Origin of the sequence: Rhodoblastus sp. (assembly GCF_052145335.1) — a bacterium.
GTDB lineage: Bacteria > Pseudomonadota > Alphaproteobacteria > Rhizobiales > Beijerinckiaceae > Rhodoblastus.
Genome location: NZ_JBKQOU010000140.1, coordinates 27,785 through 40,102, shown reverse-complemented (window position 1 = coordinate 40,102; position 12,318 = coordinate 27,785). Strand labels below are relative to the sequence as shown.

General features: G+C 59.9%; 10 protein-coding genes. 2 read left to right on the top strand and 8 right to left on the bottom strand.

Going from position 1 to position 12,318, the window contains the following annotated elements; translation table 11 throughout:
* Positions 1–149: 149 nt before the first annotated feature.
* Positions 150–1,382 (top strand): IS110 family transposase, encoded by a 1,233-nt coding sequence (locus tag ACLP2E_RS09825; protein ID WP_442465797.1) that lies wholly within the window; start codon positions 150–152, stop codon positions 1,380–1,382.
* 347 nt (positions 1,383–1,729) lie between these two features.
* Here ACLP2E_RS09825 and ACLP2E_RS09820 read toward each other — a convergent pair whose 3' ends face one another.
* The 5 genes from ACLP2E_RS09820 to ACLP2E_RS09800 form a co-directional block, all read right to left on the bottom strand.
* The gene (locus ACLP2E_RS09820) at positions 1,730–3,334 is read right to left on the bottom strand and encodes a recombinase family protein (RefSeq protein ID WP_442465796.1); all 1,605 of its coding nucleotides are present in this window, start codon (positions 3,332–3,334) and stop codon (positions 1,730–1,732) included.
* On the bottom strand, positions 3,321–3,971 hold the full coding sequence (locus tag ACLP2E_RS09815) for a DUF2924 domain-containing protein (RefSeq protein WP_442461734.1): 651 nt from the start codon (positions 3,969–3,971) through the stop codon (positions 3,321–3,323). Before ACLP2E_RS09815 ends, ACLP2E_RS09820 begins: the two co-directional genes overlap by 14 nt.
* Before the next feature lie 2 nt (positions 3,972–3,973).
* Positions 3,974–4,585, bottom strand: coding sequence for a DUF3489 domain-containing protein (locus tag ACLP2E_RS09810; protein ID WP_442461733.1), 612 nt, complete (start codon positions 4,583–4,585; stop codon positions 3,974–3,976).
* Between the two features lie 969 nt (positions 4,586–5,554).
* Positions 5,555–5,989: a DUF5681 domain-containing protein gene (locus tag ACLP2E_RS09805; protein ID WP_442461732.1), complete on the bottom strand. Its 435-nt coding sequence runs from the start codon at positions 5,987–5,989 to the stop codon at positions 5,555–5,557.
* 88 nt (positions 5,990–6,077) lie between these two features.
* The gene (locus ACLP2E_RS09800; RefSeq protein WP_442465795.1) at positions 6,078–7,409 is read right to left on the bottom strand and encodes a site-specific DNA-methyltransferase; all 1,332 of its coding nucleotides are present in this window, start codon (positions 7,407–7,409) and stop codon (positions 6,078–6,080) included.
* Positions 7,410–8,021: 612 nt separating this feature from the next.
* Between ACLP2E_RS09800 and ACLP2E_RS09795 the strand changes: the two genes are divergently transcribed.
* Positions 8,022–9,470, top strand: a complete 1,449-nt coding sequence (locus ACLP2E_RS09795; RefSeq protein WP_442465794.1) for an IS1182 family transposase — start codon at positions 8,022–8,024, stop codon at positions 9,468–9,470.
* A 254-nt stretch (positions 9,471–9,724) separates the two neighbouring features.
* On the opposite strand, the gene ACLP2E_RS09790 is transcribed toward ACLP2E_RS09795, so the two are convergent.
* The 3 genes from ACLP2E_RS09790 to ACLP2E_RS09780 form a co-directional block, all read right to left on the bottom strand.
* The gene (locus tag ACLP2E_RS09790; protein WP_442465793.1) at positions 9,725–10,255 is read right to left on the bottom strand and encodes an extensin-like domain-containing protein; all 531 of its coding nucleotides are present in this window, start codon (positions 10,253–10,255) and stop codon (positions 9,725–9,727) included.
* Between the two features lie 720 nt (positions 10,256–10,975).
* On the bottom strand, positions 10,976–11,158 hold the full coding sequence (locus ACLP2E_RS09785; protein ID WP_442461728.1) for a CsbD family protein: 183 nt from the start codon (positions 11,156–11,158) through the stop codon (positions 10,976–10,978).
* Between the two features lie 174 nt (positions 11,159–11,332).
* Complete coding sequence (locus ACLP2E_RS09780) at positions 11,333–12,154, bottom strand: transglutaminase-like domain-containing protein (RefSeq protein ID WP_442461727.1); 822 nt, start codon at positions 12,152–12,154, stop codon at positions 11,333–11,335.
* Positions 12,155–12,318 lie beyond the last annotated feature (164 nt).

Genomic DNA, 12,318 nt, shown 5'->3' with positions numbered 1-12,318 from the left:
GTTTTTTGGTGCCTGCAAGCCCGTCCATTAGTCGGACCCGGAACCCTTGAGCACCCCGAATTGTGCAGTTGGCTGGCAACAGCCTCAGAGCACGTCTGTTAGATTTCATCAACGGGGGTTCCAAGTCGACGGCGTTCGAGGAGGAACAGATGGAAGTTCTGCACGCGCATTGCGCTGGGTTGGACATTCACAAGGACACGGTGGTCGCCTGCGTCCGCCACATGGCGGGCGGCGCCGCCAAGCGAGAGATCAAGACGTTCAAGACGACGACCAAGGAGCTCATGGCCCTGTCGGATTGGCTGTCGGCCGAAGGCTGCGTCAACATCGCCATGGAGGCGACGGGAGTTTACTGGAAGCCGATTTGGCACGTCCTGAGCGATGGCGAATTCGTCTTGATCTTGGCGAACGCGGCCCATGTGAAGAACGTGCCGGGTCGCAAGACCGACGTCAACGACGCGGCTTGGCTGGCCGATTTGTTGGCGCATGGGCTGATCCGCGGCAGCTTCGTCCCGGACGAGCAAACGCAGGAGATGCGCGATTTTCTGAGGACCCGTAAGCAACTGGTGCGCGAGCGGAGCGGCCATATCCAGCGGATCCAGAAGACCTTGGAAGACGCCAATATCAAACTTGATTCCGTCATCGCCAACATCATGGGCGTGTCCGGCCGAGCGATGATCGAGGCGTTGATCGCAGGCGAAACCGATCCCGCCAATCTCGCCAGTCTCGCTCATCGGCAAATCAAAGCCCCGCGCGACGATCTGAATGAAGCCCTGCGTGGCAAGGTGACCAAGCATCATCGCTTCATGCTGCGCCTCCATCTCCAGCAGATCGACGCCCTCGATGCCGCCATCGCTCAGATTGATCAGGAGGTCGACGCCAACGTCGAGCCGTTTCGCGCCCTGATCGATATCCTCAGCTCAATCCCCGGCATCAGCGCTCTCAGCGCAAATGTCATCCTGGCCGAGATCGGCGCCGACATGAGCCGCTTTCCCACGGACGCACATCTGATCTCCTGGGCTGGACTATGTCCCCGCAACGACGAAAGCGCCGGCAAGCGGCGATCCAATCGCATGCGAAAGGGAGCGCCTTGGCTCAAGACCACATTGATCCAATGCGCCTGGGCGGCGGTGCGCAAGAAGGGCTGCTATCTCCAGGCCCAATTCCATCGCCTGCGCTCCCGGCGCGGCGCCAAGAAAGCCATCGGCGCCGTCGCCGCATCGATCCTGACCGCCGCATACCATATGCTCAAGGACGGAACATGTTACCAGGACCTCGGCCCTGATCACTTCGACCGCCGCGCCAAGGCCGTCCAAACTAAACGCCTTGTCGCTCGGCTTCAAAACCTCGGCTTCGCTGTTCAGATCTGTCCTCTGGCCGCGTAAGCCACCAGGATGTTTCTTGTTAGAGAACAGCATCGGTCAAAAATAGTCATAAAGGCATTTGCCGCTTTCCACCGCATTTGAGACCTTCGTGCGGCGATCAGCGAATTTCTCCTATGGGTCTTGGTCGAGTGAACACCGCGAGCGGGCTGACGGCAAAAGCGATTTTGAAGCGGCCGTCTTCGGCTCGTTGTTTTGTGTCGGGGTTCTTGTGGAATAGACTGGCGGCGTTCGGCAATCTCGCGCGTTCACTGGTGCGGCTAATGCCAAAAACTACCGGTTTTCATCCCGCTCGGATCGCTGCTACCAGCGCCGGCCTGCCGAGGATATCCTAATCTATGCGTGCGTGCCTATGTTTCCCGCATTTGCGCCGCCCATTCCATTGGCGCGGCGCAGAGGCTGGAAACGCCAGCCGTATGCGGGAGCGCGCCATCAATGGCCGCCCTCACAATGTCCGGTGAGAGAAAGGCCAGAGGCAACGTCATGCGGACGGAGCGCTCGGAAACTTGCTCGAGGCTCGCGATTTCGGCCAAGCTGGCGACAGAACCATCTGTCAGTCGGTCGACCCAACGGCGGGCGCGGATGACGGCTGCGATCAGACGGGCGCGCGCCTCGGCTCTGATCGGTTCGGCGTTGAAGTCCGGCGCGCCCGATGGGGTAATGACGGCGCGCTTGCGGGTGTGGCGCGGGCGCGTCCACGGGATGGAAATCTCTGATGCCGGAGCCACATCTGGTTGAGATTTAAGCGTCAGCCGCAGTTCGAGATCGAACACGACGACCTGATCGAGCATGGCGGCGACTAGTTCGTCGTCCGCGAGGCTAGCCTCGTCCGACGCGGCGATCGCTGTTTCGTGGATACTCTTCTCTTGGCGTATTCCTCTCAGGCAATCGAGCACCAGCCTCTCGACGTCAACGGCCGGCACACGCGCGACCGAGCCGACTTGTTCGGCCCGGTTCTGCGCCTTCGCGCAGGAGACGTAGTAGCGATAGCGGGCAGGGCCCTTATTCGCATGGGCCGGTGTCATGAGGTTTCCGCGATCGTCGCGGATTTTTCCCATCAAAATGGCCCCGGAACGCCGCCATCGCTCCTTGCGCCCCTTGATGTTGGCGGCGAGGACCGTTTGAACGGCGTCGAAGAGTGCGACATCGACAATCGGTTCATGCTCGCCGCGCCACGATTTTCCGCGAGGGGTGATTTCGCCAAGATAAATGCGGTTTTTCAAGATCACTGACAGCGGCCCATGGGTCAATGCGCCGCCGCCGATAGTCCTGCCGGAAGCGAGTTCGCGAACGCGCGTTTTGAAGCCGCGCATCTTCAACTCTTCAGCTAATGCAGGAACCGATCGAAGCTCCAGATAGCGACGAAACATCGACCGCACTTCTTCGGCTTCTTCCGGCACGATCTTGAGCTTGCGGTTTTCGACGCGGTAGCCCAGGGGCAAGTTCCCGCCCATCCATATTCCTTTTTTCTTCGACGCGGCGATCTTGTCGCGGATCCGCTCTCCCGTGACTTCGCGTTCGAATTGGGCGAAGGACAGCAATACGTTGAGAGTCAGGCGGCCCATGCTGTTGGTGGTGTTGAAAGCCTGGGTGACCGAGACGAACGAGACGCCATTCGCGTCGAATAATTCGACAAGCTTGGCGAAATCGGCAAGCGAACGGGTCAGGCGATCGACTTTGTAGACGACGATGATGTCGACCTTTTTCGAGCGGACGTCGGCGAGAAGCATCTGCAATGCCGGCCGCTCGATCGAGCCGCCCGAGAATCCGCCGTCGTCAAAGCGCGTCGGAATCAAAACCCAGCCCTCATGGGCTTGGCTCTTGATGTAGGCTTCCGCCGCTTCGCGCTGGTTGTCGAGCGAGTTGAACTCTTGCTCGAGGCCGGCGTCGCTCGAAACGCGGGTGTAGATGGCGCAGCGCAGCCGAGTTCGCGTAAGTTTGTCAGCAGGCCTCATGCTCCGCCCCCGTGGGCCCTTTTTCCTGGTTGGCGTCGGCGCGACCGGTCTTGTTCCGCAAGCCAAAGAAATAGGGACCGTTCCAAATTGTGCCGGTGATCGCGCGGGCGACTTCCGATAAGCTGCCATAGGTGCAGCCGTTCCATTGGTATCCCTGCTCTACCACCATGACGCGATGCAGCTCGCCGGCGTGTTCACGCATCAGAAGCGTTCCGGGCCGAAACCTTGTCCTGGGCGCGACAGGCGGAACTGGCGGGACGACGCGTTGGCGCCGGGCACCGTCTTCCGTCTTTGCCGCCGATTGGTTCTTTCGTTCCAAATCGAGTGACTTGGCGACGTCGGCCAGAAACTTCAGCGCGTCCGCATCGAGATCGCCAAAGGCTCTTGCCTGAATCCGGTAGGCGACAATGCGCAAAAGCAGCCATCGGGGGAGGTGCGAAGGCGCGGTCTTTCGCGTTAGTTGACGGTAGCGGATGCGAAGGTCATTGGCGTCAAGCACCTCCAAACGATCGAGTTCCGCGCGGACAAGTTTCTCGAGCGGTTCGGTCGAAACGCCGTTGTCTGTGGTTTGTGATGCCGGCGCCAACACGGTGGCTTGATCTGTTGATCGGCGCGGTGGGCGAGGGGACTGCAGCATGGTTAAGCGCCCACTTTATCCGCAGCAAGCGCGCTCGCATGGTCCAAAACGACGCCCACGGCATCCGGCTTTTCTGTGATCGCGTAGCGCGCGCCATCGGCTCCTGCTCGGCGTTCAATTTTTTGACCCTTCTGCCGAAGCCTCGTCATGGCCGCGCGGACGGTATGCGGCAACCAGCCGGTCGCGGCGGTGAGTTCCCCAATATTGGCTCCGGCCTCCCTGCAAAGAAGGTTAATCGCCAAATCGCCTTTGCTGCCGGGACGCGGAGAGCTGGCCGTTTTTGCTCCTGACTTTGCCCTATTGTTGTCAGCGCCAGCGGCGTTTGCGTCGTTTCCCGACGGCTGGTCTTCTCCGAGGCTATCTTCCGGGTCGATGCCGATAGAAGCGAGGCCTGTTCGCGTAATGCGCAGGCCGACCGGCGAGCCATCTTCATTACGCCGCCAGTGCGGAGAATTTGACGCGACAACGATTTCTTCGGCGAGGCGTTGTTTCAGCAGCGCGCGCGCGACCGTTCCCACCGCGCCTCCCTTTAGCCGGTCGGAAATTGGAATGAGGCGATCGTCGCGATTGGCGGCGGCCGCGAGCAGCACGGCCTGGGTGTCGGAGAGGTACATAGTGGCTCCATTAGGATTATGGCGGCGTTGGCGCCGTCACTGCCTCGGCCCTGCGCCCGAGGACGGGGCAGGGCAGTCCACTTTCCTTGAAGTTTTCTCCTTTTTTGCTCCGTTGCCGATTCAGCGCCAGAACCATCAGGGCATCGCGCTCAATCAGGCGGATGGCGGCTCGCGCCGCTGTCCCGCGCGAGAATAAAGCTCGCGGAGAGAATGCGCTGCGCGTCAAACAGCAGCGGCTCGATTTCGAAAAGCCGCTCCTTGGCTCGCTCGCGCTGGCCGCGTTCGATGGCGTCCTCCGCTTCTTGACGCGGGCGGCGCTCTCAACCAGCCGCCAATTCACGGCGCGAACAATAAACTGCAGGATGTCGCCGCCCATTGGATTTGAGATTTAGCTCCCTTCGCTCGCCTCAGGCGCTGCTTTCCAACTCCGCGCCCCATAATGGCCGCATCCGATCGCCGCGACGCCTCCCGCGCTCACGACAACACACGCTCTTCCGTGCGCTGAAGTCCAGCCGAAACATACGAAATAGATCAATCCAGCAACTGGCCCGGCTTTACGCAAAGCGTTTCGGCGAGCTTTTGGATAATCAAAATCGTTGGGTTGCGGCCGCGGCGTTCGACGTCGGTGATATAGGTGGCGCTGGAGCATTATATCGAACGCTTCGACGCCATTTCGAACGTCAAAGCCAAATTTTCGTCAACCCCACGCCGCAAAACCAGCTTGCAGCGTCGCATCGGCCGGATGTGACGCTTTGGTCCGGCGAAAACCCGTCCGTCGCCGCCATGCGCAATGGCCTCCTCGACTGGCTCATCGCCAGGGCCGGATAGGGCGGGGCCGCAGCCCCGCCCTTCAACTCAGGTGTTGCAATTTTTCGTTTACGGAGGCGCCCGTCGCGCGGAACGATGGCGGACGTCATTCATCGCCGTTGCGCCGGCGCTGCGGCGCGTCGTCGTCGACGGCGAGGGGATTCAATTTTTTTCCGCATTTTCGGCGTTAGGCGCAGTTCTGCAAGCGAGTTCGAACTTCCGAAGGAGCGCTTCCTTAGCGCCGGAAACATCGAAAGCCGGCGTGCCCACGGTCGTGTCCAGCACGCCCCATTTTAACATCAGGTCCAGCAGCATTTTCGTGGCCGGGGAATTGCCCTGAAAGGCTTTCTCCATCTGCGCCCGAAACAGCAGTTCGCCTGCAGGCATGCGGCGGGTCTTGCCGTTTATCTTGGCGGCGCGCGGCTCCATCAAAACATCGATCATCTTGAGGCGGCCTTCATCCTTCCGCTTCGGCCGACCGGCCGGATTGCCGCTGCGGCCCTTTTTGAACTGGTGATCTTTCGGCGGGCGGCCGTATCCCACCGCGTAATCCTCGTCCGCAACTTGACGATCGCCGCTTTCATTGGTGTGTTTCATTGTCTTACGCTCCTGTATTTGAATTAAAAAAAGCGCGTCTTTCGACGCGCCTTTGGCTGGGAGTAGGGGGGAGATTCGGATTAAGGGGTCAGGCGAGGACGAGCTCGGCCATCCTTCCCTCCGCCACAGCTTCGAAGTTTTCGCCGGTGGCGGCCAGAATGGCCGACTTGCCGGTGAAGGCCTCAAACCTGCGGATCGCCACATCGGCATAGGCCGGATCGATCTCGATTCCCCGCGCCCTGCGCCCGGTCATCTCGGCGGCGATGAGAATCGTTCCCGATCCCGCGAAGGGATCGAGCACCACATCGCTGCGCTTGGTCACGTCGCGAATGGCGTCGGCGATCATCTGGGCCGGCTTGACGGTGGGGTGATCGGCAAGGTCTTCGTCGCGGCCCGCACGAAAACTATTGGCGCCGGCGTAGGTCCAGACATTGCTTCGAGAGCGGCCATGTTTTCCGAGCTCGACATTGTTGCGGTGCGGAGCGGCGCCCTGCTTGAAGATCAAGCAGAGCTCATGCATCGAGCGGTAAAGCGATCCCATCCCGGCGTTGGTTTTTTTCCAGACGCACATATTGAGAAGCGACAGGCCGAGGCGGCGCGCCGCGCTCTGCAGGTCATAGGAATGTCGCCAGTCCATGAACACATAGTGGAGCGCGCCTTCGCTAAGGTGCTGACCCGCCTGCTCCATAAAGGCTGCGAGGAAGACGACGAACTCTTCCTCGCCCATCTCGCCGGAGGCGAATGTGAATTCGCGATGAACATTGCGTCCCAGCCCAGAAACATGGCCGGCGATCGGCACGTTATAGGGGGGGGCGGTGATCATCATCGCCGCCTTGCCGCCCTCCATCAAAGCCGCATAATCGGCCGGCGATCTTGCATCTCCGACGAGCAACTTGTGCCTGATCTCCTTCGCCGGGCCGAAAAGCCATAGATCGCCGGTCCGGCTGATCGGCGGCCCGTCGTTTCTTGCCGGAATGTCGTCCTCAAGGCCGGGGTCATTGGCCTTGGCGGCTTCAGCGTCGAGAATCAGATCGACCTTTGGAATCTCAAAACCGATCGTCTCGATGTCGAAGTCAATGCTGACGAGATATTGCAGCTCGATCGCCAACGCTTCTTGATCCCAGCCGGCGCTCGTCGCCAGCTGGTTGTCGGCAAGGACATAGGCCCTGACCTCGTCGGGCGTCATATCGTCATAGCGAAGGACAGGAACCTCTTTCAATCCGATGCTTTTTGCCGCCTCGACACGGCCGTGGCCGACAATGATCCTGTTTTCGCTCGTCGCCAGCACTGGGTTGCGAAATCCGAACCGCTCGATCGATTTTGCTATGCCTCTGATCTGCTTTTTTGAATGCGTGCGGGCGTTGCGCTCATGAGGAACCAATTGATTGATGGCGATCATCTCAATGCTTCGTTTTGTCATGTCTATCTCCAAACGACAAACGCCGGCCATCCCATGCCCGGAGGGACATGGAGTGACCGGCGTCGAGCCGTGATTTGAACTGTTTTTGGGTTAGCGAAACTTCCGAACGGAGGCGGCCTGATCAGTTACAAGCATGGCGAAAGCCTGCGCGATGCGCATGCGCGCGCCGAAGCCTGCAATGGTCGATGAGCCATGTTCGGAAGGGAGCGACGTTTTTTCAGTCAGAGCCGACACGCAAGAATTTTTACTGCGTCCCGCGCCTCAGACGAACCTCCGTCAGCTTGGCTATATTTACCACACAAAATCGGACGTTCGAAAGAAATAATTTGCTCCCTCGATTTAAAAATTTGGCTCGTTCAATCGGCGAAAATCTGCGCCGCAAGTGTTCGCCGTCGAAGGAATAAAAATCAAACGCTTAGCATCAGCTTGCGGGCGCGCCAGGAGGCAATTTTCGGCGCGATCGAGGAATTCGGCGCCGAAGATCAGTGGGCGAAACCGTCTCAAAACCGACATTCATGGCCCGTTCGCGTAGGTCTCAACATGACCCTGGCTGTGTGAAAATGCGCGAGTCAGATCCGCGCGAATCCCTGCATTGAGAGCCGGGAGGATTTCATGAGTCGTTTCGTTGAAGGCGTCGACCGCTTGCAGCTGAGCCTCCTGCCAGAATGCCTTGAGGATTGGGTTGGCGAGGACAACTCCGCTCATGTGATCGAGGCCTTTGTCGACGCGCTCGATTTTCCAACGCTGGGCTTTTCGGGCGTGATCGCAAAGGGGACCGGTCGGCCCGCTTACCATCCAGCGGTGCTGTTGAAGCTCTACATTTACGGTTACCTCAACCGGGTCCAGTCGAGCCGCCGACTGGAACGCGAGGCCGGGCGAAATGTCGAGTTGATGTGGCTGCTCGGCCGGCTGGCGCCCGATCACAAGACAATCGCGGATTTCCGGAAGGAAAACGGCGCGGCTTTGCGCAAAGTCTGCGTGCGGTTCGTCACCTTGTGCCGGACGATGGGTCTGCTGAGCGGCGGCGTCGTTGTCATTGACGGCAGCAAGTTCAAGGCGGTTAACAACCGCGACCGGAACTTCACACGTGCGAAGATGGCGCGGCGCCTGGCTCAGATTGAAGAGAATATAGCCCGCTACCTCAATCAGCTCGATACCGCGGATCGTCAGGAGCCTTCGGACGAGATTGCGATGAAGGTCGAGCACCTGAAAGAGAAGATCGCGGGCCTGAAACAGCAGATGCAGCGTCTCGCAGTCCTCGATGCGCGCATGAAGGCCGAGCCGGACCAGCAAATATCCCTGACCGATCCCGACTCGCACTCGATGGCGACCAGCGGCCGCGGCTCCGGGGTGGTCGGCTACAATGTTCAGGTCGCTGTCGAAAGCAAACACCACCTGATCGTCACGCACGAGGTGACGAATGTCGGCAACGACCGGGCGCAGTTGGCGCCGATGGCGAAGGCCGCAAAGGAGACCCTGGAGGTCGAAACGCTCGATGTGCTGGCGGATCGAGGTTATTTCGACAGCGAGCAGATAAAGCAGTGCGTCGAGGCCGGCGTGACCGTCACTTTGCCGAAGCCGCAGACGTCCAACGCGACAGCGGATGGGAGGTTCGGCAAACCGGACTTTGTCTATCTTCCCGATCAAGACGTCTATCGCTGCCCGGCCAACCAGTTGCTGATCTATCGCTACACCACCATCGAGAAGGGGATGGAGCAACGCCGCTATTGGGCGACGGCGGCCTGCTCGTCCTGCCAGATCAAGAGCAAGTGCACGACAAGCAAAGAGGAACGTCGGCTGACGCGCTGGGCCCATGAGCACCTGGTCGAGGAGGTTCAACGGCGGCTCGACGCCAATCCGGGCGCCATGCGCACGCGCCGGGAGACCGTCGAACATCCCTTCGGCACGATCAAGGCGAGGATGGGCGCCACGCACTTCCTCATGAAACGGCTTCCCAACGTCGCCGCGGAAATGGCGTTGCACGTGCTCGCCTATAATCTGACCAGGGTGATGAATATCATCGGCAGGCCAGCGTTGGTCGCCGCCATCCGCGCAGGATGAAGCCCGGAAGTCACTCGAGTCAGTTGCGTCAATTTGCGCGCAATTTGGCGGACCACCGCCAAGCTATTCGGCAAAGATCCCGACACGAAACAACGAAACGAAGACGCCGCTCGAAAAACGCTCTTGTCACCAGCCCGCTCGGCGTTTTCACACAACCAAGACCCAATGCGGACCTCCATTTGCCGCGTAGATAATGCATCGCGGCTCGAAGCAGTCGTTGGCGCTGGAGGCGCCGAGTCGGCTGTTCGCGTTTGCTATTCCATATCCCATTGGCAGATACGGTAGCCAATGCGTCGCGCTTTGAGATCAAAATGCAAGTGCATTTGGTGGTAGCCGTCCGAGCCCGGCCCAAGCACCGTGGTGAATCGCGCACAGCTTGTGTCGCGGATCTGCGTCATGAAATCGAGATCTTCGTTCGCGCTCCCTATCAAAAGAGTTCGGCCATCTTGGAGCTTGAAACCACGTAGGTCCAAAGCGTTGCCTGTGGCGTGTTCACTGATGATCGCGCCGCTTATACGGTTGCGGCTACGGCACTCGTAACCATCGGATCCGAGGATTTTTGCGAGACCGCCGCCGGCGATCCGAGCGAGCGGGGCTACGTCTTCGCGCACCCAATCTGCGAGCGCCTCTGCAAAATCGCATCGCAGCAGGGATTCCGGCTCCAGGGGAACGCGCGCGCCGTCGGGAAGAATGATGGCGCTGAGCTTCAACGGGGCGGCGATTCCGCAATGATCCGGCCCGACCACGGGCGCGATCAACGCCGCGACGATCCGCCCGCTAGCCATAGCGCGCGTGCAAACCAAGTCAGGCTGAGGGGCGGCCTGTTGCGGACCTGTTTCGATGGACAGAGGAGGTCCAAACTCGCTCGGACGCGGCGGGGGCGCAGGAACGTCGGCGCCTGGTTTTTGGACGGCTGGCGAGTGTCGAAGCGACGGAGAGACGTCTCCTGCAATTGCAGTGAGCCCATAGACGAATAACATCGAGAGGGCAGCGCCGGTCGACGCGACGCATCGATTCAAAATCATGGACGAGATGCGCGCTGGCGGCCTCTCGGACTTCGTCCGCAAAGTTGTCATAGCGAATCGTGAAGTCGCCAAAAACAGCATGGTAATTCGTGGAACTCCTGTTCCCGCCAGCGACATCGACGATCAAAACTGTGCTGTCGCGCCCGGCTCCCGCGGGCGGCGGCGCGGCTATCGCTCCACTCCCCGCGATCATTGCTCGGGCGCGTTTCGAAACGGACGGTTTCGTCGAAGGCAAGGAACGCGTTCACGTATTTCATGGCTGGCTCAATTCGCCGGATTGGCTCGACGCTCCCGTCGAAGGACAAACCGGCGTCATGTTCGCGGATGATCGACCGAGGGAAGAGACTTCAACGAGGTTTGCCGGAGCCGCGCGGCGGCCTCTTCCTGTCGTTGGTTTCGGGCGCTCTCCGGCGTTGCCGCCCAATTCGCGCCGGCGCAGATCAGGGCGCGAGGTGGGCATTTCACGCTTCAAGGGAGGCGCTACTTCTCGACGATTTCCTTCACCGCGTCCCTTACGCCGCCGACGGCGTTCTGTGCCTTGCCTACAGCCTTGTCGTTCCTGCCTTCGGCGACAAGCTTGGCGTCGCCGAGTGTCTTGCCTGCGGCTTCCTTGATGGCGCCAACTGCTTGCTTGGCGACGCCGGCGATTCGATCTTTGTCCATGTTGATGGCTCCTGTTTGTCGAGGGTTTTGCAAGGAACCGGTGGCGGCGAACTATCGGCCGGCCGGTTCGGCGGTTGGAAAAACAATCGCGATTTTATGTTGCCTCGACGAAGGCTGACCCGACAGAATCGGAATGTACTCACGGCCGGGAGAGCTCATCGTTTGATCCCGCCTCTATTCGACGTGAATAGGCATATGCTCGTCGGTCACCACGTCGAAGCGGGTGAGATTGGCGACGCCAAAGGCCGTCGAGATTGGAACGTCCGCCGCGTCGCGACCGCGGCCAATGACGATGCGGCCAATTCGTGGATGGTTGTGACGGGCGTCCATGGTGTACCAGCGCCCTTCGAGATAAACCTCCGACCAGCCGCTGAAATCCATCGGGTTGATATCGGGCGGCACGCCGATGTCCCCGAGATAGCCCGTGCAATAGCGCGCGGGAATATTCATGCAACGGCACAGTGCAATCGCGAGATGGGCGAAATCGCGGCAGACGCCAATACCTTCGTACATTGAATCGCTGGCGCAACGTGTAGGGCGCGCGTCGGGGTAGCTAAATCGGATTTTCGAATGCACGAAGTCGCAGATCGCTCGTACGCGCTGGTAACCGCCCGTCAGTTTTCCGAACGTCGCCCACGCGAAATCGGCGAGTTTGTCGCTGTCGCAATAGCGGCTAGAGACCAGGTACATCAGCACATCGTCGGGCAGAAAAGCGATCGGTGTGAAGGCCATGTCGGGTGGCGTTTCATCAGGTTCGCCCGAGTCTTGGATTACGAAACGGTTGCTGAACGTGACAAAGCCGGGTGGAGCGACAAGACGGGTGACGCGATTGCCAAAAAGATCGACATAAGAACTCATCGCAAGTCGTGGATCCGAGCCGATCACATCCCGCGAAAGCAAGTCAGCGTCACGCGAGGGATGGACATTAAGCTGGAGCAGCATGGGCGTCTGCTCCGGACATTGAAATGTGATGTCAAAGCCTGCCTGGATCAACATTTAGAAATCCTTGAGTTTGGGCCTTCGCGGGCAAATCCCGGCGTATGGCCGCTGCCGATCGTGTTTGCCTTGTGGTGGATGTGAACGTGCGGATCGTTCGGCCGTACGATCAGTGTTTTGATCTCATCCGCGCAGAAATGAAACACGCGGGCTTCGATGATCGA